This window comes from Nesterenkonia sp. (assembly GCF_029265375.1).
Taxonomy (GTDB): Bacteria; Actinomycetota; Actinomycetes; order Actinomycetales; family Micrococcaceae; genus Nesterenkonia.
In genome coordinates, this window is sequence record NZ_JAJUJJ010000012.1 from 22,708 (window position 1) to 45,954 (window position 23,247).

The 23,247-nt window shown below is 67.4% G+C and carries 20 protein-coding genes, 1 tRNA gene and 2 pseudogenes; 9 read left to right on the forward strand and 14 right to left on the reverse strand.

All coding sequences use genetic code 11. The annotated features are described in order from the left end of the window. Positions 1-3: 3 nt before the first annotated feature. Genes Q1K09_RS06590 through Q1K09_RS06600 form a run of 3 tightly spaced genes read right to left on the reverse strand, consistent with a single transcriptional unit; the run spans position 4 to position 2,218 of the window. Positions 4-969: a MoxR family ATPase gene (locus Q1K09_RS06590; RefSeq protein ID WP_300344202.1), complete on the reverse strand. Its 966-nt coding sequence runs from the start codon at positions 967-969 to the stop codon at positions 4-6. 23 nt (positions 970-992) lie between these two features. After that, positions 993-1,496, reverse strand: a complete 504-nt coding sequence (locus Q1K09_RS06595; RefSeq protein ID WP_300344135.1) for a hypothetical protein — start codon at positions 1,494-1,496, stop codon at positions 993-995. Continuing rightward, entirely contained in the window at positions 1,493-2,218 is a 726-nt protein-coding gene (locus Q1K09_RS06600) for a DUF4129 domain-containing protein (RefSeq protein WP_300344137.1), read from the reverse strand. The genes Q1K09_RS06595 and Q1K09_RS06600 overlap by 4 nt, the downstream gene beginning before the upstream one ends. A 215-nt stretch (positions 2,219-2,433) precedes the next feature. Here Q1K09_RS06600 and Q1K09_RS06605 point away from each other — a divergent pair, with 215 nt between their 5' ends. Then, positions 2,434-3,489: a LacI family DNA-binding transcriptional regulator gene (locus tag Q1K09_RS06605; protein ID WP_300344139.1), complete on the forward strand. Its 1,056-nt coding sequence runs from the start codon at positions 2,434-2,436 to the stop codon at positions 3,487-3,489. Between the two features lie 61 nt (positions 3,490-3,550). Here the strand turns inward: Q1K09_RS06605 and Q1K09_RS06610 are convergent, their stop codons facing one another. After that, the gene (locus Q1K09_RS06610) at positions 3,551-4,228 is read right to left on the reverse strand and encodes a response regulator transcription factor (protein WP_300344141.1); all 678 of its coding nucleotides are present in this window, start codon (positions 4,226-4,228) and stop codon (positions 3,551-3,553) included. Between the two features lie 13 nt (positions 4,229-4,241). After that, a complete protein-coding gene (locus Q1K09_RS06615; protein ID WP_300344142.1) occupies positions 4,242-5,579 on the reverse strand; it encodes a PspC domain-containing protein in 1,338 nt (445 codons plus the stop codon). 208 nt (positions 5,580-5,787) lie between these two features. Here Q1K09_RS06615 and Q1K09_RS06620 point away from each other — a divergent pair, with 208 nt between their 5' ends. Together Q1K09_RS06620 and Q1K09_RS06625 are read left to right on the forward strand one after the other, a co-directional pair. Next, a complete protein-coding gene (locus tag Q1K09_RS06620) occupies positions 5,788-7,302 on the forward strand; it encodes a PspC domain-containing protein (RefSeq protein ID WP_300344143.1) in 1,515 nt (504 codons plus the stop codon). Then, complete coding sequence (locus Q1K09_RS06625) at positions 7,299-7,730, forward strand: hypothetical protein (protein ID WP_300344144.1); 432 nt, start codon at positions 7,299-7,301, stop codon at positions 7,728-7,730. Before Q1K09_RS06620 ends, Q1K09_RS06625 begins: the two co-directional genes overlap by 4 nt. A gap of 87 nt (positions 7,731-7,817) precedes the next feature. Here the strand turns inward: Q1K09_RS06625 and rplL are convergent, their stop codons facing one another. After that, positions 7,818-8,210 (reverse strand): 50S ribosomal protein L7/L12, encoded by a 393-nt coding sequence (gene rplL, locus Q1K09_RS06630; RefSeq protein ID WP_300344145.1) that lies wholly within the window; start codon positions 8,208-8,210, stop codon positions 7,818-7,820. Positions 8,211-8,315: 105 nt separating this feature from the next. Beyond that, positions 8,316-8,837, reverse strand: a complete 522-nt coding sequence (gene rplJ / locus Q1K09_RS06635; protein ID WP_300344146.1) for a 50S ribosomal protein L10 — start codon at positions 8,835-8,837, stop codon at positions 8,316-8,318. A gap of 447 nt (positions 8,838-9,284) precedes the next feature. Here rplJ and Q1K09_RS06640 point away from each other — a divergent pair, with 447 nt between their 5' ends. After that, positions 9,285-11,093 carry an alpha/beta fold hydrolase gene (locus Q1K09_RS06640; RefSeq protein ID WP_300344147.1) on the forward strand — a complete coding sequence of 603 codons (1,809 nt, stop codon included), beginning with the start codon at positions 9,285-9,287 and terminating at the stop codon, positions 11,091-11,093. Between the two features lie 6 nt (positions 11,094-11,099). On the opposite strand, the gene Q1K09_RS06645 is transcribed toward Q1K09_RS06640, so the two are convergent. The 7 genes from Q1K09_RS06645 to Q1K09_RS06675 form a co-directional block, all read right to left on the reverse strand. After that, positions 11,100-12,086, reverse strand: a complete 987-nt coding sequence (locus Q1K09_RS06645) for a hypothetical protein (protein ID WP_300344148.1) — start codon at positions 12,084-12,086, stop codon at positions 11,100-11,102. A 155-nt stretch (positions 12,087-12,241) separates the two neighbouring features. Further along, the gene (locus Q1K09_RS06650; RefSeq protein ID WP_300344150.1) at positions 12,242-14,014 is read right to left on the reverse strand and encodes a hypothetical protein; all 1,773 of its coding nucleotides are present in this window, start codon (positions 14,012-14,014) and stop codon (positions 12,242-12,244) included. Positions 14,015-14,344: 330 nt separating this feature from the next. Continuing rightward, entirely contained in the window at positions 14,345-15,052 is a 708-nt protein-coding gene (gene rplA, locus Q1K09_RS06655; RefSeq protein WP_300344151.1) for a 50S ribosomal protein L1, read from the reverse strand. A gap of 132 nt (positions 15,053-15,184) precedes the next feature. Beyond that, a complete protein-coding gene (rplK, locus tag Q1K09_RS06660) occupies positions 15,185-15,616 on the reverse strand; it encodes a 50S ribosomal protein L11 (protein WP_300344152.1) in 432 nt (143 codons plus the stop codon). A 178-nt stretch (positions 15,617-15,794) separates the two neighbouring features. Then, the gene (locus tag Q1K09_RS06665; protein ID WP_300344203.1) at positions 15,795-16,463 is read right to left on the reverse strand and encodes a transcription termination/antitermination protein NusG; all 669 of its coding nucleotides are present in this window, start codon (positions 16,461-16,463) and stop codon (positions 15,795-15,797) included. A gap of 84 nt (positions 16,464-16,547) precedes the next feature. Beyond that, the gene (gene secE / locus Q1K09_RS06670) at positions 16,548-16,811 is read right to left on the reverse strand and encodes a preprotein translocase subunit SecE (RefSeq protein ID WP_300344154.1); all 264 of its coding nucleotides are present in this window, start codon (positions 16,809-16,811) and stop codon (positions 16,548-16,550) included. 115 nt (positions 16,812-16,926) lie between these two features. Next, positions 16,927-16,999 (reverse strand) — tRNA-Trp (locus tag Q1K09_RS06675). Between the two features lie 262 nt (positions 17,000-17,261). Between Q1K09_RS06675 and fdhA the strand changes: the two are divergent. The 5 genes and pseudogenes from fdhA (at position 17,262) to Q1K09_RS06700 (ending at position 23,237) form a co-directional block, all read left to right on the forward strand. Continuing rightward, positions 17,262-18,478: pseudogene (gene fdhA / locus Q1K09_RS06680) on the forward strand (formaldehyde dehydrogenase, glutathione-independent). Positions 18,479-18,516: 38 nt separating this feature from the next. Next, positions 18,517-19,251 (forward strand): annotated as a pseudogene (locus Q1K09_RS06685) (MIP/aquaporin family protein). A gap of 21 nt (positions 19,252-19,272) precedes the next feature. Continuing rightward, the gene (gene glpK, locus Q1K09_RS06690; protein ID WP_300344155.1) at positions 19,273-20,817 is read left to right on the forward strand and encodes a glycerol kinase GlpK; all 1,545 of its coding nucleotides are present in this window, start codon (positions 19,273-19,275) and stop codon (positions 20,815-20,817) included. 61 nt (positions 20,818-20,878) lie between these two features. Further along, positions 20,879-22,090, forward strand: a complete 1,212-nt coding sequence (locus Q1K09_RS06695; RefSeq protein ID WP_300344156.1) for a pyridoxal phosphate-dependent aminotransferase — start codon at positions 20,879-20,881, stop codon at positions 22,088-22,090. A 115-nt stretch (positions 22,091-22,205) separates the two neighbouring features. Beyond that, positions 22,206-23,237 carry a 6-phosphofructokinase gene (locus tag Q1K09_RS06700; RefSeq protein WP_300344157.1) on the forward strand — a complete coding sequence of 344 codons (1,032 nt, stop codon included), beginning with the start codon at positions 22,206-22,208 and terminating at the stop codon, positions 23,235-23,237. Positions 23,238-23,247 lie beyond the last annotated feature (10 nt).

Genomic DNA, 23,247 nt, shown 5'->3' on the forward strand with positions numbered 1-23,247 from the left:
TTGTCACCGGTCGGCGTCGGCGCGGGCAGCCGGGACCGGCACCTCACTCAGTGCGGCCTCAACCACGCGCTGGGCCGTCACATCGGACATCCACAGTTCCGGCTTGAGCACTATCCGGTGGTCCAGCACCGCGTGGGCCACCGCTTTGACGTCCTCGGGCAGCAGATAGTCACGGCCGGCGATCACCGCATAGGCGCGGGCGGTGAGCACCAGGGCCAGGGATCCGCGCGGGGAGGCCCCGACCTGGACGGCGTTGTTGGTCCGGGTCGCGGCGGCCAGCTGGACGCAGTAGGCGGCGATCTCCTCAGACACCGGAACCGCCTCCACGGCCCGCTGCATGGCCAGCAGCCCGGCCGCATCGGTGACCGGCTCCAAGGCGATCTCCTCCTGCCGGCGCGCCAGCCTGCGGCGCAGCACCTCTGCTTCCTGATCACCGGTGGGGTAGCCGAAGGCCAGTCGGACCAGAAAGCGGTCCAGCTGCGCCTCGGGCAGCGGATAGGTTCCCTCATACTCCACCGGATTGGAGGTGGCCAGCACGTGGAAGGGCCGCGGCAGCTCGAAGGTTCGTCCCTCCACGGTGACCTGCTTCTCTGCCATGGCCTCCAGCAGTGCCGACTGGGTCTTGGGCGGGGTCCGGTTGATCTCATCGGCCAGCAGCAGTCCGGTGAACAGCGGGCCGGAGCGGAATTCGAACCGGCCGCTGCTCTGGTCATAGACGTAGGCGCCGGTGAGGTCTGCCGGCAGCAGGTCCGGGGTGAACTGGGCCCGGGTGAAGTCCAGGCCCAGAGCCTGGGCGAAGGACCGGGCTGTCAGTGTCTTGCCCAGTCCCGGCAGATCCTCCAGCAGCACGTGGCCGCCGGCGAGCACCGCAGCCAGGGTCAGCGTCAGCGGCTCCCGGTTTCCCACCACCGCTCCGCCCACCTGCTGCAGCACCTGGTCTGCGCGGCGGCCGACCTCCTGGGGGCTCAACGTCTCGGCTGGTTCGTCTCTGCTCACAGCTCCTCGATTCGCGCAATTGTTCGGTTCAGGGTCTCTGGGTCGATTCCGGCTCCCGCCGCCGGGGGCGTGGAGAGAAAGTCCGCCAGGGGTTCGCCGAGCATCTGCTGGGCCGCCTGCGGGTCACGCTCGGGGTCCACGCCGCGGCGCTGCAGCCGGGCGTGAGCCAGCCGGCGGAGCTCGCTGTGCAGCTCAGCGCCCCGGGGCTCACCCTCCAGCGCATAGCGCACCAGCGTCCGGAGCCGGTTGAACCGCGGGTCTGAGGCGGTGCCGATGATCCGCGGCCGGCGCTGCTGCGGACTGAACCATTCCACCTCGGCCACCCGGTCACGGACATTCAGCAGCAGGGAGACGACGACGGCGAGCGCCCCTGCTGCCACGACGGCGACGGCGACTCCGAGGTCCCAGGGGGCCGCGGCGAGTCCTGCGGACCACAGCAGCAGATGCAGCACGGCTGCGCCCAGCAGCACCAGCAGCGCCCGGAGGAGGATTCGTCTCACGGCGGGCCTCCGCTCAGCGCTGTGCGGTGGGCCTCGATGGCGCGGTGGACCCGGTCCAGGGCATCCACCGCGCGGCGCCGGTCCTGCTCGTCCGGTTCGGTGCGGGAGAACCGTGCGATGCGGTAGAGCTCGGCCAGCTCAGCGATTGTGGGAGCGTCCACGTTCCAACGGGAGAGCACCCGCTGGGTGAACTCGGCGGAGGTTTCAGCAGGGTCATGGTCCAGCCCGGCGGCCGCGGCGGCATCTTCCAGGGCGGCCCAGCAGGCCACCACCGCATTGCGCGGGCTGCCTGAGGCCAGGGCGCGCCGGCGCGCCTGGGAGCCGGTGGCTTCGGCTGCTGCGTCCAGGTCCTCTGCGGCAGCGTCCACCGGGCTGCTGCCGTCGGTGGTGCGCCCTGCCCACCAGCGGCGCAGCCGCAGGAGCAACCAGTACAGCACTGCCGCGGCGGCGGCCAGTCCGGCCAGCTGCAGCAGCCCGTTCAGGAAGGAGAAGTCGATAGGTTCGACCGACTCGCGCAGCTCCGCCAGAGGGTGCTCAGCCTCCTGCTCGGCGCCCAGGTCGAGGATCTCGACCTCCTCAGCCTCCGGGCCCTTCTCCGCCGGAGCCTGGGGCAGCGGCAGGTCGCCGTCGAACCGCGGGACCGGCGCCGAGGCTGCCCAGAGCATCACCAGCAGCCCGAGCAGAGTCAGCCCTGAGACCCAGCTCACGTTTTTCCGGCCCATCTGCCACAACTTACCGCACAGACGGTGCGGCGCCGGGCTGCACGCGAACCTCAGGTGACCGGCGGGAAGACGCCAGGTGAACAGTGATGGAACGTTCCACGACATCTGGCTGGAACGGACTGATCCGGCATTTTTCGTTCGTTCCGAGGTCCTACTCTGGGCTCTGCACCCGCTTCGCGCCGCCGCTGCCGGCGCCTGAATGACTGGAGCCGGAGATGACCACTGCCCCGCCGCCGGCCGCGTCCCAGACCGGCCGCAGCCGCCGTTCCGGGCGGCAGCCGACGATCCATGATGTGGCCAAGGCCGCCGGCGTCTCCAAATCGGCGGTGTCGCTGGCGATCCGGAACCAGCGCGGGGTCTCTGAGGCGACCCGGGAGCATATTCTTCAGGTGGCCCAGCAGCTGGGCTACCGGTCCAATGTGTGGGCGCGGTCGCTGGTGCAGGGACGCACCGGCCTGGTGGGGATCCTGCTGCAGGATCTGGGCAACAGCTACCACCGGGACGTGACCGCAGGGGTGGAGGACGCGGCCGCAGAGCTGGATCTGCGCCTGGTGATCGGCCACGGCCGCCGTGACGCTGCCCGCCTGCAGGCGGAGCTGGATTCTCTGCTGGCCCTGGGAGTCGAAGGCGTGGTCATCGTCTCCTCCTGGGTGCCTCCGCAGTACCTGGAGCGGGTGGGCCGCCGGGTTCCGCTGGTGGTGGTGGGGCGGCTGCCCGGGCAGGTGCCCGGCGTCGACTCGGTGGCCAACCGTGATGAGCTGGGAGCCCGCCAGGCCGTGGAGCATCTGGTGGAGCTGGGGCACACCCGCATTGCGCACCTGACCGGGTCGGCGCGTCCGGCGGCGATGCACCGCCGCGCAGCCTTCTGCGAGATGATGCGCAGCCTGCTTCCGGGAGTCGACCCGCAGGTGGAGGGACCGGAGCAGCTGGAGGCCGCTATCCGCTACCTGGTCTTTCAGGTGCAGCAGGAGACATCCGGCCCCACGGCGGTTTTCACGCAGAATGACCGGGTGGCGGCGGATCTGGTGGGCGCCTGCCTGGATGCTGGGGTGCGGCTTCCCGAGCAGCTGAGCATCGTCGGATATGACAATTCCAGCCTCTGCCGCATGCTGCGTCCGCAGCTGACCAGTGTGGACCAGCCGCGCGCCCAGATGGGGCGGATGGCTCTGGATATGCTGGCCGAACGCATCGGCGGCCGCACCGAGGACCGGCATGTCACCGTGGCCCCGGAACTGGTGGTGCGGTCCTCCACCGCTGCGCCGCGGGGCTGATTCGGCCTCAGCAGGTGCTCACGCGCCCGGCAGAGACTGCCGGCCGGGCCGGCTGATGCCCTCAGACGATCCTGCGCTGCTCGGCCCAGCGGGTCAGCTCGTGCCGGGAGCTCAGCTGCAGCTTGCGCAGCACTTTGGAGACGTGGGTCTCCACGGTCTTGATCGAGATGAACAGCTCGGAGGCGATCTCCCGGTAGGTGTAGCCGCGGGCGATGAGCCGCATCACCTCCACCTCGCGGGCTGAGAGCAGATCCAGCTCCTCGTCGCGGACGTCCTGGGCCACGCCGGAGGTTCCGAAGGCGTCCAGCACAAACCCCGCCAGTCTCGGGGAGAACACGGCGTCGCCGTCTGCCACCGCCTCTATGGCGTCGACGAGTTCGGCGGTGCTGATCGTCTTGGTCACATATCCGCGGGCGCCGGCCCGAATCACCGAGACCACGTCCTCGGCCTGGTCGGAGACGCTGATCGCCAGGAACCGGGTCTGCTCCAGCAGATCGCGGCAGAGCCGGACCACTTCGGCACCACCGCCGCCGGTCCCTCCGGGCAGGTGCACATCCAGCAGCACCACCTCCGGGGTGTGCTCCCGCACCGCGGCAGCCGCCGAATCCACATCATGGGCTTCGGCGACGACGTTCACCGCCTCGCCGATCTCAGACTTCAGGCCGGCGCGGAAGATGGCGTGGTCATCAACGATGACGACTCGGCGCGGCGCGGAGCCGGTGGCTGCGGGGCTGGTCACTGCAGGGTCTCCTTCATCTCTCAGTGGTTTCGCCGGACTGCGGCTGAGCTTCGGACTGCGGGCCGGGCGCGGGGACCGGGCCGGTGCCGGAGCCGTTGGGCGCCGGGCGGGCCTGCACTGGCATGAACAGCTGCACCTCGGTGCCGCGCTCTGAGGAGCGGATGCGCGCCTCTCCGCCGGCGCGGCGCATCCGGCCGATGATGGACTCCCGCACCCCCAGCCGGTCCTCACCGATGGCGTCGAGGTCGAAACCGTCGCCCCGGTCCCGGATGAACACGGCGTCCTCGTCCTCAGTGGACTCGATGTAGACCGAGGCCGGGCCGGCGTGCCGCAGCGCGTTGAGCATGGCCTCCCGGGCGGCCGCGACCAGGGCATCGTGGTGCTGGCGGCGGGACTCACCGACGGCGACGACTTCCACCGGGGTGGAGTGCATCTCCTCCAGCTCGGCGGCCACTGCCAGCAGCTGGTCCTTCAGGCTGCCGGTCTGCGCCGCGGACTGCCGGTAGAGCCAGGTGCGCAGCTGCCGCTCCTGGCGCCGGGCCAGCCGCTCCACCGCGGCCGGGTCGGCCTTCTGCTTCTGGATCATGGCCAGGGTCTGCAGCACCGAGTCGTGCAGATGGGCAGCGATATCGGCCCGCTCGGCCTCGGCCGCGGCGCGGGCCCGCTCCACCTGGGAGGTGCGGTAGAGCTTGATGAGCCAGGGGGCCACCACCAGTGCCAGCCCCGCCAGCAGCATGGCGGCCACAATGATGCCGACGATCAGCTCGCCCGGCCCGGTGAGCCCACCGGCGATCACCAGCATGGCGATCAGCACCAGGAAGGCCCCGGCACCGACCTGCCACAGCGCCGCATGGCGGATGCCCGGTCCGCTGGGTGAGTGGTCCAGCTGGGACCAGGCCAGCACGACGCCGGCGATGATCACCGCCGGCGGCAGAATCGTCCGCCAGTCCAGCTGCAGGCCGAACAGCTGCATGACCATCAGCAGACTGGCGCCCAGCAGCAGCCCTCCGACCAACACCTCCGGGGATGAGGTCAGAGCATCCACTGCTCGGCGCACCGCGGTCGGGGCTCCGCCGTCGGTCTCAGCGGTGTCATCCGGCGGCTGCTGGACCGCGGGCCCGCTGAGTCCGCGCTCGGCGGCGCCGGGAACCGGTTCCTGCTCACTGGGCACAAAGATCCACAGCCACAGATAGAGCACCAGTCCCACCCCGCCGCAGAGGGCGAGCACGATCATAGTGATCCGCACCACCGGCACGGAGAGGCCCAGATGCCTGGCCAGCCCCAGGCACACCCCCGCCACCGGAGTGTGCTGGGCCCGCCGCAGCGGCGGCCGCTCGTCGGCGGTGCTCATGCGCAGCTCACGTCCTTCCCACGGCTGTGCCGGGTTTTCATCACGACGGCGTCACCCACCGGTGACCCCCGGGTGCTGTCCTGCCACCATACTGTCACGCAGCACACGCCTCAGACCCGCAGAATCGGGGACTTCAGGGGCCGATCAGGGTTGAATCAGGGCATTCCCTCATAGCGCGTGCAGCCTGCGCCGTCGGAGCATAGATGTCATGAACACCTCATCCTCATCCACCTCCGGCCCCGAGGCCGGTCACCAGGTCTTCGAGTGGGTCCGCTCCACCGGGATCACCCGTCCCGACGGCGCCTGGGTCGGCGGCGTGCTCGCTGCCGCCGCCCAGCGGCTGCGCTGGGATACCGCCCTGGTGCGCGGACTCGGCGTCGTCTCCCTGATCCTCTTCGCCTCCCCCACGCTGCTCCTCTACGGGCTGGGCTGGCTGTTTCTGCCTGATTCCCGGGGCCGGATCCACGCCCAGGAGGCGCTGCGCGGCTCCTACCCCTCCGGCCTGTGGGGTGCTGCCATTGTGACGGTGCTCGGCGCGGTCAATGTCTTCACCCCCAATGTGGTGGGCCCCTTCGCGGTGCTGCTGAACCTGGTCATCATCGGCGTGGTGGCCTGGCTGGTGTGGGTGCTGGTCCGCAGCCACCACCGGCGCCGCGAAGAGTCTTCGGCACACACCGGCGAGGCCGGCTCCTCCCCAAAAGCACAGACCTCCGCAGCATACAGCCGCTCGGCTGAGACTGCTGCGGAGGAGCGGACCGCCTCAGCGCCGGTCCGGGAGGACGGCAAGCCCGCCTGGTTCCCCAAGGAGTCCGCGCAGCCGCAGAGCGGACCGGCCGGCGGTGCCGGCGCTGACCCCCAGGAAGCTGCTGAGGCTCCCTATGCGGCCGCCGCCTCCGGAACCTCCCCGCGGTGGGACGCCTCTGCGGAGGAGGAGGCCGAGTCCCCCGCCGAGCGCGAGGAGCGCCGGCGGCGCCGCATGGTGACCTTCGGCCTGCTGCTGCTGGCGATCCCCGCAGTGGGGGCCGCCGTCTGGATCGCCACGGCGGTGGGCCTGGCCACCTCCAGCGCAGTGCTGCTGGGACTGGCCGCCGTCGTCGTGCTGCTGGCCCTGATGCACCTGACATCTGCGCTGCGCGGCAGAAAGGGCCGCGCCGGCCTGCTGGCGGTGTTCACCACCCTGATGATGCTGGTCTTCCTCGCCGGCCCCACCGGCGGGTCGAACCACGTCTTCGGCAACTACACCACCACCAGCCAGGAGGTGAACTCGGCCTTCTCCCAGACCACCGTGGACCTGCGCGGCTACGCCGACCAGCTGCAGGACGGTGACGTGCGGGTCACCCCGGAGATCAATACTGCCTTCTCCAACACCACGGTGATCATTCCCGACGACACAGAGGTGGTCATCAACAACGGCCAGGCGTTCGGAAACCTCTCCATCCGCACCCAAGGATTGGAGCAGACTGAGTCCGGGATCAGCGGCGAGGACGTCGTCATCCTGCCTGCAGACCCCGACGCCGCCCAGGGCATTATGGAGCTGCAGCTCAATGCGGCCTTCGGCCAGGTCACCATCTTTGATGCCACCACCTACGAGGCCCACCGGGAGGACCGGGCGCCGGTCGATGATCCGGACGCCCCCGGCGCAGGAGCTGGGGCTGGAGCTGGCGCGGGCGCCGGGGCAGGTGCCGGAGCCCAGGACACCGACACAATGCAGGAGGACCGATGAGCAGCAGAGATTTTGATTCCACAGCACAGCAGCCGCGCAGCGCCTCCAGCCTGCCGCCAGAGCCCGAGGACGTGGACGCGCTGCTGGCCGAGTCGCTGAAAGCCCAGTCTGAGCGGGACTTCACGTGGAAGGAGCCGGAGCGCCGGCCGCGCTGGTGGGAGCGTGCGGAGCGCCAGCACTCCAGCGTGGCCGCCCGGCCCAGCGCCGAAGTGGCCCCGAGCGCATCACGAAGCCGCGAGCGAGAGCAGGTACGGTTCGGCTCGGTCATCTTCGCCCTGGTCGCCCTGGCGCTGGCTGCCTGGGTGATCGCCTCCGTGGTCTTCGGCGTGGCGGTGGACCCGCTGGTGGTCGGCCTGGTGCTGTGCACCCTGGCTGGGCTGACGCTGGTGGCTGCCGGGCTGCGACCTCGGCCCGGAACGCGGATCTGATCTGCTCGCCCCACTGAATACAGAAGAACTCCCGGGAACCATAGGCTCCCGGGAGTTCTTTAGTATGCGCTGAAAGTCAGCGAGATGTCACTTGAGGGTGACGGTGGCGCCGGCGCCCTCCAGGGCCTCCTTGGCCTTGTCGGCAGCTTCCTTGTCCACGCCCTCCAGGACGGCCTTGGGTGCGCCGTCGACCAGCTCCTTGGCCTCCTTCAGGCCGAGGGAGGTCAGGCCGCGCACCTCCTTGATGACGCCGATCTTCTTGTCACCGGCGGACTCCAGGATGACGTCGAACTCGGTCTGCTCCTCGGCAGCGCCGCCGGCGTCGCCGCCGCCGGCAGCCGGAGCTCCACCGGCCACAGCAACCGGGGCGGCTGCGGTGACGTCGAAAGTCTCCTCGAACAGCTTCACGAACTCGGAGAGCTCGATCAGCGACATCTCCTTGAACTGCTCGATCAGTTCGTCGTGGCTCAGCTTAGCCATGTCAGTGGCTCCTTCAATCTGTTGATGCGGATCTTGTTTTCAGCGGGGTGACGGACTGCGCTACGCCTGCGCAGGTGACCCGTCGGGGGCTCGGCTGGATGAGCCTCAGGCAGCTTCTTCCTGCTTGGCCCGCAGCGCCTCGACGGTGCGTGCGATCTTGGAGATCGGGGCCTGGAAGGTGGAAGCAGCCTTGGACTGGGCACCGATGAAGGCGCCAGCCAGCTTGCCGAGCAGAACCTCACGGGATTCAAGATCCGCGAGCTTCTTCACCTCAGTCTCATCCAGGGGCTTGCCATCCATGTAGCCGCCCTTGACGATGAGCTGAGGGTTGTCCTTGGCAAAGTCACGCAGAGCCTTGGCCACGTCCACGGGATCACCGTGCACGAAGGCGATCGCAGAAGGTCCGGTCATCTTGCCCTCGAAGGCGTCGATGCCGACTTCCTTGGCCGCAATCTCGGTCAGCGTGTTCTTCACCACGGCGTAGTTCGCGTTCTCCCGCACGGAGCGCCGCAGAGTCTGCAGCTGTCCGACGGAGAGGCCGCGGTATTCCGTGAGCACAGCAGCGGTTGAGTTGTTGAAGAGCTCCTTGAGCTCATCAACCGCGGCTGCCTTCTCAGGGTTCGCCATGGCACTCCTTCCGGTCATGGGCCGGCCAGAGTCCCGGGAGTCAGGGCATAAGAAAAGCCCCGTGCGCAGAGCACAGGGCACAGAGGGCATTCATCTGCCGCGTGTGAGCGGCATCCAGGCCGGACCTGGAATATGTCAACTGTGGCTGCACCTGCGCAGGTCGCCCGGGAGGGTCTTTACAGTTGTGCTGCCTTCCAGGGTCCTGCCCTGGCGACCGCGGCCCCAGCGCCAACTGGTGCCGCACAGCATCAACGACCGGCGGTCTTTGGTCAGTTGACTACTCTACCCGTCCGCAGCCTGCACCGCCAAATCGCGCCCGCCGGCCGGGCCTCAGCGGCCGTGGCGGCTTCGGGACATGGCGCAGAACCGCCACCACGTAAGTCTTGGCCACGCACAGATTGTCAACAACTATGAGGGGCACCTGTCACCCGACCAGGAAAGCACACTGTGAATATTGCACCCAAGAAGAGAAGCAGCCGCGCCGCGCGCCTGACGGCCGTGGCCGCAGTCGGCGCCCTGGCTGTCGGCTTGGTCCCGGCCTCGCCGGCCGCCGCTGACCCGGTGGAGGCAGTCCCTGCCTCCAATGGGCGTGGACATGCCGCTCATCCCGACGCCGGAGTGATCGCCGGCGAGCTGCTGGAGCAGGAGATCGTATGGGAGGACTGCGCATTCCCCTCGGTGGACGCCGACACTGCGGCCTGGCTGCGGGAGATCCCGGTTTCCTGCGCCGACATCACCGTGCCCCGCGACTGGCACAATCCCGACGACGGAGAAACTCTGACAGTCCGCATCTCCGTGACCGACACTGCTGATCCGGATCAGTACCAGGGCATTGCCCTGGTGAACCCCGGAGGCCCCGGCGGCAACGGCCTGCCGTGGGGAGCTGCGATGGCGCACCGCTCCCCGGAGCTGGCTGAGCAGTTCAACTTCATCGGGTTCGACCCTCGCGGAGTGGGCGAATCCACCCCCTTGATCTGCGAGTACCATCCCGTGCCCGATGACCTCTGGGAGGATGGCGCCTCTGCCGTCCAGGGGTGCCTGAACAACCCCCTGACCCCCTATATCAACACTGAGCAGACCGTCTATGACATGGACTTCGTCCGCGCCCTGCTGGGTGAGGAGCAGATCAGCTACATCGGCTACTCCTACGGCACCTGGCTGGGCAACTGGTACCAGGCGGAGTTCCCGGAGCATTCGCACCGATTCGTTCTGGACTCGGCCACTGATCTGACCCGCAAGTCTCTGCAGGAGACCTGGGATCTGCAGCCGCGCAGCCGCGACCGCCAGTTCCAGGACATGATGCTTCCCTATATTGCGCGTCAGCATGAGACCTACGGCCTGGGTGAGGACCCGATGGCGATCCGCCAGGCCTGGGAAGAGGCCGGGGGAACACGGGACCCGCTGGGCCAGCTGATCACCATTGAGACGATCATCCCGGCCATGTACACCACCGGCGGCTATCCGGCCGCGGCGGAGCTGATCACCGCGTTCATCGCACTGGACCTGCCTGAGGCGCAGAACGCCGAGGAGCTGCAGGCCCAGCTGGAGACCCTCCTGGAAGCCACCCGGGAGGTCTCACTGGAGGACCCCGAGGAGAACCTGGATGCCAGGATGACCCAGCAGCAGCCGCACGCCCTGGTCCGGGAAGAGGCCGCCGAGCGCGTCGAGCGGGAGCAGGCCGCAGCCGAGGGGACCACCGTCACCTTCAGCGGCACCTTCGAGGCCATCCGCTGCCAGGACGGCGCGTGGAATCACTCGCGCGGCCACTGGGACGCGTGGGTGGCGGACCTGAACAGCAAGGCGCCGTTCATCGGCCCGCTGATGTCCGCACCAATCTGCGCTCACTGGCCCGCGGTGACGGAGAAGTCGGCACCGCACCAGCGCACCCACCCCGACACCCTGATCCTGCAGCCGGAGTTCGACGCGACCACCCCGTATGAGGCTGGTCAGCGTTCCGCCCGCCTGCAGCCGAACACCTCACTGATCACGGTCAACAACGAAGGCACCCACGGCGTCTTCCCCTACGGAACCACGTGTGTGGACGATGCGGTGGAGAACTACTTCCGCCACGGGCCCCTCCCCGGAAACATCGTCTGCGGGGCGCTGCCCCTGCCAGGCGAGGACGTCGCCTACCAGGTCGGAGGCGATATCCACCAGGCTCAGCAGAACGTGCAGATCAAGATGCGCACCGATGCGGTGAAGGAGGCCAACCGGATGGTCCGGCATATGCAGCTGGACGAGGTGCACGACCAGTAGAGCTGGTCATCGCAGGAGGGGAGGGGCCGAGATCGACACCTCCCCTCCTGGCGTCCGGTCACACCAACCAGCCGCGTCGTGAGGCTTGAACGCCGAGCTGAAAGCGGGTGCGGCAGCCTGTCCGCTCCAGCAGCGTCTGCACCCGGCGCGAGAGCGTCCGGCGGGAGATTCCCAGCTGCCGCGCCATCTGTTCATCGGTGACGCCGGAGGCATCAGCGCCAGCAGGTGCCGGTGCTCCTCCCCGTCCGCTCCGGCGTCGAAGTCTTCGGCGGAGACCACCAGCGGCACGGAGGCCGACCAGATCGAGTCGAACAGCTCGGTGAGGGCGTCCAACATCGGCGAGGGGTGCACCAGCATCCCGGTGACCTGCTCGCCCTCGATGAGCACGATCAGACCCAGTGAGTCGTCCATCAGGCGCAGTCGCATAGGCACTGAGGCGTGGACCCGGGCTTCCTCCCCCAAGGCGACCGAGTCATTGACCGCCTGGCGGATCACCGGATCCGCAACCGCATCCTCGGCGTAGACGGTGCGGTACCGGATGCCGCGCGGAAGCATCTCCTGCTGGACGCTGCACATCTGCCCCGCGGTGGACGGTGAGTAGGGACCACGGTCCAGGGAACGCACTTCAGCCACCACTGCCCGTTGGGAGGCATCGGCGACCTGGCGAACGGCAGCCCGACCGTGGATCACTTCCACAATCTCCGTGCCTGCGGCCCCTGGCCGCTCCCATATGGAACCCAGCTGGTGTTCCAGGTGCATGACCGCATCAGCCTGCTGCCGGTGGTGCCGCGCACGGGCGCGCAGCACCCCGCGCGGGTCGTTCACCGGGGCTCTCCCGTGGCCGTCCAGGTCGCCGAGCAGTCCGTGGCGCTGCAGCTCCTCCGCGAGCTGGGCGGGCAGCTCTGCTCGGTGCTTGCCGGCCTGCAGCAGCTGAAGATAGGCGCGTGCAGCAGACTGGGACAGTCCCAGGCTCTGCAGGTCGGAAGGCTCCATTGCCGATCCCCCTCTCAGCGCTTCCAGCTCGGTTCCCCTACGGCACCGATTCCTCGGCTGGCGGCTTTGTCCGGACACGACGGCGGGGCCGCCCGACGGGATCATGCCCCGTCTGACGGCCCCGCACAGTGAATCGGCAGGATCTGCTGGGCGGATCAGCCCTCCTGACGACCCAGCCGGTTCCGGTACCCGACCGCTGTCAGCGCGCCGCCGAGCAGCAGGAGCAGACCGGCGCCGATGCTCGCCTCCCGACTGGTGACGCCGGTGGCGGCCAGCTCGACCTCAGCCTGCTCATCCGGGCCGTCGCCCGCAGGGCCTTCACCGGCCGGGGCGGCGGCGGGTTCGACCACGGTCAGGGTGACAGAGCCGGAGATTCCGCTGCTCTCACCGGTGGCGGTCAGCGTGTACTCACCCGGATCCAGGTCCTCCGGGATGGTGACCACGGCAGTGACGGTGCCGTTCTCATCAGCGGCGAAGGTGCCCAGCTCAGGGTTGACTTCGAAGGTGACATCCTCGCCTGCCTCGAAGCCCTCGCCCACCACAGTGAGCTCATCACCCGGTGCGACCTCGTCGGCATCGAGGGTCAGCTCAGCGGCCTGCTCCTCGGAGCCGTCCTCGCCCTCGTCATCCTGGCCAGCGGCCTCCTGGTTGTCATCCTCGTCGCTGGAGCCGTTCTGTTCCGCTGCACCCTGGTCGTCATCGTCATCCTCGGACCGGTTTTCATCCGAGTCCTCCTGGTCCTCGGACTCCTCGTCATCATCCTCATCCGAGTAGAAGATCTCGATGTCCTCGTCGTTGGCGTTCCTGAGGAAGTCGGTGGGGATGTAGAACAGGGAGAAATCGGTGGAGTCCAGCGCGGCGGCCAGCTCAGGGCTCTCCACCAGCGCACGCACACCGACGCTATCCGGCTGGCGGACATCCTCATCGATATCCTCCGGGGACTCGTAGCGTCCCCAGCGGATCAGGGTGCCGGCGGGCACGTATGCGAGGATCTCCTCATTCTGGCCTTCGGTGAAGGAGCCGTAGACCGGAGCGTCATCGGTCACCACTGCCAGGTTCCACAGGTCGTCGTCGTACTCGGGGTCAGCCAGCTCCACGTGGGGAGCATCCGACTCGGGAGCTGTAGGCCGCGGGCCGTCTGAGACGGCTGTCTCCTCGGTGACCTCCTCCACATGATCGGTGCGAATGATGACCGAGTCCAGCCCCAGCTCGCGCCCGAACAGGTCATCGCTGAGATACATGAACTCCCCGACATCCGAGGCGGAGTCCGCGGAGTAGGAGCGGATGATGGAGCCCTCAGCCACGTAGGCCACCGGGTTGTAGGCTTGAGCGTCCTCGTCAAATACCGGGTCGTAGACGGGTGCTCGCTCGGTGACCACCAGAACGACCTCATCCTGGTAGTCGGTCGCATCGCGCGGCGGGAACTCCAGCAGGGGCAGATCCTCGTAGTCCGGGACCGAGGTCTCCTCACCCTCCGGCTGCTGCGTCTGCGCGGTCACATTCTCAACATCTTCGGCCTTGAAGTACACGGTAGTAATGCCGAAGTACTCCTCGAAAATGGCGTCATAGGTCGGCACGTAGGATCCCGCAGGGCCATCGGCATCCGAGTAGGTGCCCAGCACTCCGCCCTGCTCCACATAGCCGACCAGCTCATACTCGTCGTAGTTCTCTCCCTGCACATAGATGGGAGCAGGGTCAGCCGTGACGATGAGATAGTCGTCCTCCTCGCCGGCCACATCTCGCGAACCGACGGTGATCACCGGCAGGTCCGGATCAAGCTCTCCCTCACTGACATTTGCGTCAGGGCCTTCAGTCTCAGTGTTCGCCAAAGCTGAGGACGCTCCGGCGCCGAGCATGCCGACGGTAATGGCGGGGCCGGCGATCAGGGCTGCAGCCAGGCGGCTGCGGCGAGTGAATTCTTCAGTCATGGATGGATCCTGCTCCCGGTTAGTCATGGCAGATTGCGCGGCCGCGCACGGGCGCAGACCGCCACTGGGAGCTTAAGGAGAACTGAACACAGACTTCAAGGACACTGTGTGATAAGTGACACGCGGCGCTCCGGCGGCTTTCCCGCAGAACGCTTCGGCCTCACCGCTGGAGGGAATCCGTCCTGGTCAGAATGCGTATTTCATATTTGAACTTTCCGACCGTCCTCACCCGCAGCTCGATCAGCCTGGCGTAACAATTCGGCCCGAGCACGACGAGAGCCCCCGCCCCGTACGGGGCAGAGGCTCTCGCATGAGTGTCGGTGACGCGCCTCAGGCTGCGTCGATGACCACCTTGGTCACGTTCGGGTCCACCGGGATACCGGGGCCGAAGGTGGTGGAGACGGTGGCCCGCTGAATGTAGCGGCCCTTGGAGGAGCTGGGCTTCAGACGAAGGACCTCGTCCAGGGCGGCGGCGTAGTTCTCCGCCAGCTGCTGCGCGGAGAAGCTGGTCTTGCCGATGATGAAGTGCAGATTGGAGTGCTTATCCACACGGAAGTCGATCTTGCCGCCCTTGATATCGGCCACGGCCTTGGCCACATCCGGGGTCACGGTGCCGGTCTTCGGGTTCGGCATCAGGTTGCGGGGGCCCAGAACCTTGCCGAGCCGGCCGACCTTGCCCATCATGTCCGGAGTGGCCACTGCGGCGTCGAAGTCGGTCCACCCCTCGGCGACCTTGGCGATGAGCTCATCGCCGCCGACATGGTCTGCACCGGCCTCCTCGGCCTTGGCCACGTTGTCGCCCTGCGTGAAGACCACCACGCGGGCGGTCTTTCCGGTGCCGTGGGGCAGGTTCACGGTGCCGCGGACCATCTGGTCAGCCTTGCGGGGATCCACCGACAGTCGCAGTGCGACCTCCACGGTGGCATCGGTCTTGGAGGGGTTGGTCTCCTTCGCCAGGGCGATCGCCGCTGCCGGGGAGTAGACCTCCTCGCTGATCTTCTCGGCTGCTGCCTTGTATGCTTTGCTGCGCTTTGCCATCTGCGTTATCTCCTTAGCAGTTGTGGTAGACGGGCCGCGCTCGACCCTTCCCACATCTGGAGCCCGTCTTCTGCGGGCCTTGTGCTGTTCTGTCTCAGACCGCTGCGGGCCTGAGGAGGATCACCGGGGTGATCAGCTTTCGACGTCGATGCCCATGGAGCGGGCGGTGCCGGCGACGATCTTCGTTGCCGCGGCGAGGTCGTTGGCGTTGAGGTCCTCCATCTTGGTCTGAGCGATCTCCTCGACCTGGGCCTGGGAGAGCTTGCCGACCTTCTCGGTGTGCGGCACGCCGGACCCCTTGGACACGCCGGCTGCCTTCTTGATCAGCTCAGCGGCCGGCGGGGTCTTGGTGATGAAGGTGAAGGAGCGGTCTTCGTAGACCGTGATCTCCACAGGCACCACATTGCCGCGCTGGTTCTCCGTGGCGGCGTTGTAGGCCTTGCAGAACTCCATGATGTTGACGCCGTGCTGACCGAGAGCCGGGCCGATCGGCGGTGCGGGGTTGGCCGCACCTGCCTGGATCTGCAGCTTGATCAGACCGGCGACCTTTTTCTTCGGGGCCATAATCTGTCCTTTGCTAGTGTCGTGCGTCCGCCGCCCTCAGGAGCGAAGGCTGCGGGGTGAGCGGACCTGGCCGGGCCGCTCAGGTCGTCGGTGTTCCCCCAAAGCGCGGGGCACGCCGACGAAGTCTGTTTCAGTTGTGGACCGCGACGACGCCTCAGGCGCCGCCGTCGAGTCCGGTTCAGTAGATCTTCTCCACCTGGTTGAAGTTCAGCGTCACCGGGGTCTCACGCTCGAAGATGGAGACCAGCACCACCAGCTGCCGGGAGTCCGCGTGGATCTCCGAGATGGTGGCCGGCAGGGTGGCGAAGGGGCCATCGGTGACTGTGACGGACTCGCCGACCTCGAAGTCGACCTTCACATCGTCAGCCGGGGCGGCAGCGGGGGTCTCCTCGCCGTCGACGACCTCGACCTTCTTCTGCGCGTCGGGCTTGCCGAGCCGGTGCTCAGCGAGCATCTCGAAGACCTCATCGGCGCTCAGCGGCTGGGGGTCGTGAGCATTGCCGACGAATCCGGTCACGCCGGGGGTGTTGCGCACCACGCCCCAGGACTCGTCGGTCATCTCCATGCGCACCAGCACGTAGCTGGGGATGCGGACACGGTTGACGACCTTGCGCTGAGTGTTCTTGATCTCGACGACCTCCTCCATGGGGACGTCGATCTCATAGATGAGGTCTTCCATGTCCTGGGTCTGGATACGAGTTTCCAGATTGGACTTCACGCGCTTCTCATAGCCGGCGTAGGTGTGCACCACATACCACTCGCCGAGGCCGCGGCGCAGCTTTGCCTTCAGCTCGGCTGCGCGCTCCTCGTAGGTCTTCTCCTCGTCAGCAGCGGGTGCAGCCTCGATGGCCTCGTCCTGCTGAGTTTCCTGATCAGACACGTTTCTCCTCGGTCAGTGATGCGTTGTTCGTCCGGCGTCGTCGTGCTCGGCTCACTCTGCAGCGCCGCCGCCGAAGATGAGCTCAGCCGCCTGGTTGAACACCCAGTCCAGCCCGGAGACGACCAGGATCACGATGAGCACGAAGACCATGACCACGATCGTGTAGTTCACCAGTTCCCGCCGGGTGGGAACGATGACCTTCCTCAGCTCATCGAACACCTGGCGAAGGAACAGCCACATCTTCCCGAAAGGCCCGCGCGGTCCACGGCCGTCTCCGGCGGGGCCCGTCACATCTGCTTGGGGCGTGTGGGACACGGGGACTCCATCTGTTTCGCTTCGGCTCGATGCTGCTTGTCTCTCCAGGTCTCCATGGCTGAAGATCCTGTGTCATTCGGCGGCTTGCCCCTTTTCAGGGGCGCACCGTCAGACGCAGGGCAGACAGGACTCGAACCTGCAACCTACGGTTTTGGAGACCGTTGCGCTACCAATTGCGCCACTGCCCTCTGAGCCTGCACGCTGTGTCCAGATCGCTTGCGCGAAGGCATGCTCAGCAGAGGTATCCGAAGACACCGAATGACCAGTCTACGCGGCTGCAGCCCCAGACTCCAATTCACCCCGGCAGCGAAACGTGACGCCGTGATGCCCCACGAATGACCATTGTCCCGGCGACGCGGCGCCCGTAGGCTCAGAAATGAGATGCAGATCACATCTCGCAGAGCGCGCAGTGCGCAGAGTGCGCTGAAACCAGAGACGAAGGAGTCCGCCATGTCGTCGAACCGAGTAGTCGTCTACAAGAGTCCCGGTGAAGTGGAAGTCGCCCCGATCGACTATCCCCGCCTGGAAGTTCCCCAGGAGGTGGCCGACCACTTCAACATCTCCCGGAAGGCGCCGCACGCCGCAATCCTGAAGGTGGTCACCACCAATATCTGCGGCTCCGATCAGCATATGGTCCGCGGACGCACCACCGCCCCGGTGGGCCAGACCCTGGGGCATGAGATCACCGGTGAAGTCGTCGAGGCCGCGAGGATGTCCTCTTCGTCAAAGAGGGCGATATCTGCTCCGTGCCCTTCAACATCGCCTGCGGCCGCTGCCGCATGTGCAACGGAGGAAAGACCGGCATCTGCCTCAACGTCAATCCCGCCCGCGCCGGAGCCGCCTACGGCTACGTGGACATGGGCGGGTGAATCGGCGGCCAGGCCGAGTACGTGATGGTGCCCTACGCCGACTTCAACCTGCTGCCCTTCCCCGACCGGGACCAGGCCCTGGAGAAGATCCTGGACCTGACCATGCTCTCGGACATCTTCCCCACCGGCTATCACGGGGCCTACAGCGCCGGAGTCACCACCGGCTCCACCGTGTACGTGGCCGGAGCAGGCCCGGTCGGCCTGGCCGCGGCCCTCTCCGCCCAGCTGCTCGGGGCCTCCGTGGTGATGGTCGGCGATACGAACCCCGACCGGCTCAAGCAGGCGGAGAGCTTCGGCTGCGTGGGCATCGATCTGACCACCGACGGAACCCTGGAGGAGAAGATCGCCGCGGTCACCGGCGAACCTGAGGTCGACGCCGCGGTGGACGCCGTCGGCTTCGAGGCCCGCGGCCACGGCAAGGACGCCGGCGAGGCTCCTGCCACCGTGCTCAATGACTGCATGGGCATCGCCCGGGCCGGCGCGGGCATCGGCATTCCCGGGCTGTACGTCACCGGCGACCCCGGCGCCGTCGACGACGCCGCCAAAGAGGGCACCCTGGGCGTGCGGCTGGGCCTGGGCTGGACGAAGTCCCATCGCTTCGTGACCGGCCAGTGCCCGGTGAAGCAGTACAACCGTCAGCTGATGAACCTGATCCTGCACGACCGCGCCCCGATCGCCAAGGCCGTCAACGCCACCACGATCTCGCTGGATCAGGCCGCAGACGGCTACCAGCAGTTCGACAAGGGAGCTGCTCAGAAGTTCGTCATCGATCCGCACGGCATGGTGCCCTCGGCCTGAGGGCACCCTCACCTGACACCGGCATAAGGAGCCGCCCGATGGGGACCATATTCCTCTTTGAGATTCTGGGAACCGCCACCCTGCTGCTGATGGGTGTCGGCGTCGTCGCCAATGTGATCCTGACCGGCACCAAGGGTCACGGCGGCGGCTGGCTCCTGATCAACTTCGGTTGGGGGCTGGGCGTCTTTGCCGGTGTCTACCTGGCCTGGGGCTCAGGTGCCCACATCAATCCAGCGGTGACCACCGGACTGCTGGTCTCCGGGGCGGAGGAGTATCCCCCCGGCGTCGCTGTCACCTTGGCCAATACGCTGGCCTACTTCACCGCCCAGGTCATCGGGGCCTTCCTCGGTGCGGTGATCGCCTGGGCGGCGTACAAGAAGCACTACGACGACGAGACCGACCCGCCCACCATCCTGGGCACATTCTCCACCGGCCCGGAGAAGCGCAGCTAAGGTTGGAACACCGTCACCGAGGTGGTGGGAACCTATGTGCTGGTCATAGTGGTGCTGCTGCTGGGAAAGACGCCCTCCGAACTCGGCCCGCTGGCGGTCGCCATGCTGGTGGTCGGCATCGGCGCCAGCCTCGGCGGCCCCACCGGCTACGCCATCAACCCCGCACGCGATCTGGGCCCGCGCATCGCCCACACCCTGCTGCCCATCCCCAATAAGGGCTCCAGCGACTGGGCGTATGCGTGGGTGCCGATCGTCGGCCCGCTGATCGGCGCGGCCCTGGCCGGCGGCACCGTTCTGGCATTCCCTCCCCTGCTCAGCTGAACCCACTGAAAGGATCTACCCATGTCGCAGACCCCCTCCCCCGGCGGGAACACGCAGGGCACCTACGTCTTGGCCATCGACCAGGGCACGACGTCGACACGTGCTGTGGTCTTCGATCACAGCGGGAATCTGGTGGCTTCCGGCCAGCGGGAGCACCGGCAGATCTTCCCCCAGGCTGGGTGGGTGGAGCACGACCCGGTCGAGATCTGGCGCAATACCCGGGAAGTGATCGGCGTGGCGCTGGCTGAAGCGGATATCAACCGGCACAGCCTGGCCGCGGTGGGGATCACCAATCAGCGTGAGACCACCGTGGTGTGGGACAAGCGCACCGGGGAGCCGGTCTACAACGCGATCGTCTGGCAGGACACCCGCACCCAGCGGATCTGCGACGAACTGGCCGGCGATCAGGGGCCGGACAGGTACAAGGACCGAGTGGGGCTGCCGCTGGCCACCTACTTCGCCGGGCCGAAGATCCGCTGGATCCTGGACAAGGTGGGCGGGGCGCGCGAGCGTGCCGAGGCCGGGGACCTGCTCTTCGGCACCACCGACTCCTGGCTGGTCTGGAACCTCACCGGCGGGTCGAACGGCGGGATCCACATCACCGATGTGACCAATGCCTCCCGCACCCTGCTGATGAACATCGACACTCTGGACTGGAACGAGGAGATCGCCGCGGAGATGAGGATCCCGGTCTCCATGCTGCCGGAGATCCGCTCCTCCTCGGAGGTCTACGGCCACGGCCGGAAGGAGTCCCTGCTCATCGACACCCCGATCACCGGGATCCTCGGCGACCAGCAGGCCGCCACCTTCGGGCAGGCATGCTTCACTCCGGGTCAGGGAAAGAACACCTACGGCACCGGCAACTTCATGCTGATGAACACCGGGGAGGAGATCGTCCGCTCGGAGAACGGGCTGCTGACGACCCTGGCCTACCGGCTGGGCGACGAAGCCCCCGTCTACGCGCTGGAGGGCTCCATCGCTGTGACCGGGTCCCTGGTGCAGTGGCTGCGGGACAATCTGGGGATCATCTCCTCGGCCCCGGAGGTGGAGACCAAGGCCAAGCAGGTCGAGGACAACGGCGGGGCCTACATCGTCCCGGCGTTCTCCGGACTGTTCGCCCCGTACTGGAAGTCGGACGCCCGCGGCGTGATCGTGGGCCTGACCCGCTACATCAACCAGCACCACATCTGCCGGGCGGCCCTGGAGTCCACGGCGTACCAGTCGGCTGAAGTCGTGGAAGCCATGGCCGCTGACGCCGGGGAGGCTCTGGTGGAGCTGAAAGTCGACGGCGGCATGGTGGTCAACGAGACCCTCATGCAGTTCCAAGCCGATGTGCTCGGCGTCGATGTGGTCCGCCCCAAGGTCATCGAGACCACCGCCCTGGGTGCGGCCTATGCGGCCGGACTGGCGGTCGGGTTCTGGGAGTCCACCGAGGATGTGGTGGCCAACTGGACTGAGGACAAGCGCTGGAGCCCGCAGATCGACGACGCCGAGCGGAAGAAGCTGCTGGGCAGGTGGAAGAAGGCGGTGACCCGCTCCTTCGACTGGGCTGAGGACGACGACTGAGCTCAGGCCGCAGCAGCCGGGGGAGGTTTCAGGCCGGAAAGGCTCCGTATAGGGTGAGACTATGACTTTGCCTGCCTCACGAGTCTCACAGCGCATCGGATCCATCGCCGAGTCGGCCACCATGGCGGTGGACGCCAAGGCCAAAGCACTCAAGGCGGCCGGCGAGGACGTGGTCGGCTTCGGGGCGGGGGAGCCGGACTTCCCCACGCCCGAGCACATCGTGGCCGCAGCCGCCGAAGCGGCAGCTGATCCGAAGAACCACAAGTACACCCCGGCCGCCGGCCTGCCGGAGCTGCGCGAGGCGATCGCTGAGAAGACCGCCCGAGACTCCCACTACCAGGCCGAGGCCTCCCAGGTGCTGGTCACCAACGGCGGCAAGCAGGCCGTCTACACCGCCTTCGCCACACTGCTGGACCCCGGCGATGAAGTGCTGGTTCCGGCCCCCTACTGGACCACCTACCCGGAGGCGATCAAACTGGCCGGAGGCATCACCCGTGAGGTCTTCGCCGGCCCGGAGCAGGGCTACAAGGTCACCGTGGAGCAGCTGGAGGCCACCAGGACAGAGAAGACCAAGGTGCTGGTGTTCGTCTCACCGTCGAACCCCACCGGAGCCGTCTACTCCCCGGAGGAGACCCAGGCCATCGGACGCTGGGCAGCCGAGCAGGGCCTGTGGGTCATCACCGACGAGATCTACGAGAAGCTCACCTACGACGACGTGCCGTTCACCTCCATCGCCTCGGTGAAGGAGCTGGCCGAGCAGGTAGTGATCCTCTCCGGAGTGGCGAAGTCCTTCGCGATGACCGGATGGCGCGTCGGCTGGATGGTGGGACCTGCCGATGTGGTCAAGGCCGCCACCACGCTGCAGACCCACCTGACCTCCAATGTGGCCAATGTCTGCCAGCGCGCCGCCCTGGCCGCGCTGACCGGCCCCACCGAACCCGTGGAGGCCATGCGGGAGGCCTTCGACCGCCGGCGCAGAGACATTGTGGAGCGGCTGAACCGGGTGGCAGGGTTCCAAACCCCGGTGCCGCAGGGGGCCTTCTACGCCTATGTGGACGTCCGGGAGGCTCTGGGCCGCCCGGTGGCCGGTTCCACGCCCACCACCTCCGCGCAGCTGGCCGAGCTGATCCTGGAGCATGCCAAGGTCGCCGTCGTCCCCGGTGAGGCCTTCGGCCCCTCCGGCTATCTGCGGCTGTCCTATGCGCTGGGCGATGAGGACCTTGCCCAGGGCATCCAGCGGATCGAGGACCTGCTGGGCACCAAGCAGCAGTGATCGCCGTTGCCCTTCAGACCGGCGGCGCTGCACCCATAGACTGGCATCAGATTCCCTGCCGAAGGCGTCAGGACGTGACCGGTTTCGCGAACGCGAGTAGAAGGGAATGTGACCTATGCGCATCGGACTGCTGACCTCCGGAGGAGACTGCCCCGGCCTGAACGCAGTGATCCGCTCCGCGGTGCTGCACGGAATCAAGTCCTACGGAGACGAGTTCGTCGGCTTCAAGTCCGGTTGGAAGGGCGTGATCGAAGCCGACTACGTGGAGCTCTCCCGCCAGGACGTGCGCGGCCTGGCCCGAGTGGGCGGCACCATCCTGGGCACCTCCCGGACCCACCCGTACAACCACCCCGGCGGCGGGCCGGAGGGAATTACCCGCCAGCTGAAACGCCACGACATCGACGGGATCATCGCCATCGGCGGCGAGGGCACGCTGGCCGGAGCCAAGCGTCTGGCCGATGACGGCATCCCTGTGGTGGGAGTGCCGAAGACCATTGACAATGACCTGCGCGCCACCGACTACACCTTCGGCTTCGACACCGCTATTTCGATCGCCACCGACGCGATGGACCGGCTGCGCACCACCGGCGAATCCCACCACCGCTGCATGGTGGCCGAGGTCATGGGCCGCCACGTCGGCTGGATCGCCCTGCACTCAGGCATGGCCGCCGGCGCGCATGCGATCCTCATCCCCGAGCAGCAGGTGAGCATGGACCAGGTCTGCGAATGGGTGGAGCAGGTGCACTCCCGCGGCCGCTCCCCGCTGGTGGTGGTGGCCGAGGGGTTCATCCCCGAAGGCGCCGATGAGGCACTGGCCGGCAAGGGCCAGGAGGCCGACGGCCGCCCGCGGCTGGGCGGCATCGGCGAATGGGTCACCGCAGAGATCGAGTCCCGCACCGGCATCGAGACCCGCAATACGACTCTGGGCCATATCCAGCGCGGCGGGAACCCCACCGGATATGACCGGGTGCTGGCCACCCGGTTCGGCATCAAGGCCCTGGACCTGGTTCATGAGGGCGCCTGGGGCCATATGGCCGCCCTGCGGGGAACCGAGATCATGAAGGTGGACCTCAGCGCCGCCCTGGAGGGTCTCAAGGAGGTTCCGGCCGAGCGGTACCAGGAGGCCAAGATCCTCTTCGGCCGCTGAGCTGGTGTCG

What these genes read in the sequence shown, in the direction of transcription:
- Q1K09_RS06615 (WP_300344142.1), bottom strand. Translation starts at nt 5,579, where the DNA reads ATGAGCACCGCCGACGAGCGGCCGCCGCTGCGGCGGGCCCAGCACACT.
- Q1K09_RS06620 (WP_300344143.1), top strand. Translation starts at nt 5,788, where the DNA reads ATGAACACCTCATCCTCATCCACCTCCGGCCCCGAGGCCGGTCACCAG.
- glpK (WP_300344155.1), top strand. Translation starts at nt 19,273, where the DNA reads ATGTCGCAGACCCCCTCCCCCGGCGGGAACACGCAGGGCACCTACGTC.
- Q1K09_RS06605 (WP_300344139.1), top strand. Translation starts at nt 2,434, where the DNA reads ATGACCACTGCCCCGCCGCCGGCCGCGTCCCAGACCGGCCGCAGCCGC.
- Q1K09_RS06650 (WP_300344150.1), bottom strand. Translation starts at nt 14,014, where the DNA reads ATGACTGAAGAATTCACTCGCCGCAGCCGCCTGGCTGCAGCCCTGATC.
- Q1K09_RS06600 (WP_300344137.1), bottom strand. Translation starts at nt 2,218, where the DNA reads ATGGGCCGGAAAAACGTGAGCTGGGTCTCAGGGCTGACTCTGCTCGGG.
- rplK (WP_300344152.1), bottom strand. Translation starts at nt 15,616, where the DNA reads ATGGCCCCGAAGAAAAAGGTCGCCGGTCTGATCAAGCTGCAGATCCAG.
- Q1K09_RS06625 (WP_300344144.1), top strand. Translation starts at nt 7,299, where the DNA reads ATGAGCAGCAGAGATTTTGATTCCACAGCACAGCAGCCGCGCAGCGCC.
- rplA (WP_300344151.1), bottom strand. Translation starts at nt 15,052, where the DNA reads ATGGCAAAGCGCAGCAAAGCATACAAGGCAGCAGCCGAGAAGATCAGC.
- Q1K09_RS06700 (WP_300344157.1), top strand. Translation starts at nt 22,206, where the DNA reads ATGCGCATCGGACTGCTGACCTCCGGAGGAGACTGCCCCGGCCTGAAC.
- rplL (WP_300344145.1), bottom strand. Translation starts at nt 8,210, where the DNA reads ATGGCTAAGCTGAGCCACGACGAACTGATCGAGCAGTTCAAGGAGATG.
- Q1K09_RS06695 (WP_300344156.1), top strand. Translation starts at nt 20,879, where the DNA reads ATGACTTTGCCTGCCTCACGAGTCTCACAGCGCATCGGATCCATCGCC.
- Q1K09_RS06645 (WP_300344148.1), bottom strand. Translation starts at nt 12,086, where the DNA reads ATGGAGCCTTCCGACCTGCAGAGCCTGGGACTGTCCCAGTCTGCTGCA.
- rplJ (WP_300344146.1), bottom strand. Translation starts at nt 8,837, where the DNA reads ATGGCGAACCCTGAGAAGGCAGCCGCGGTTGATGAGCTCAAGGAGCTC.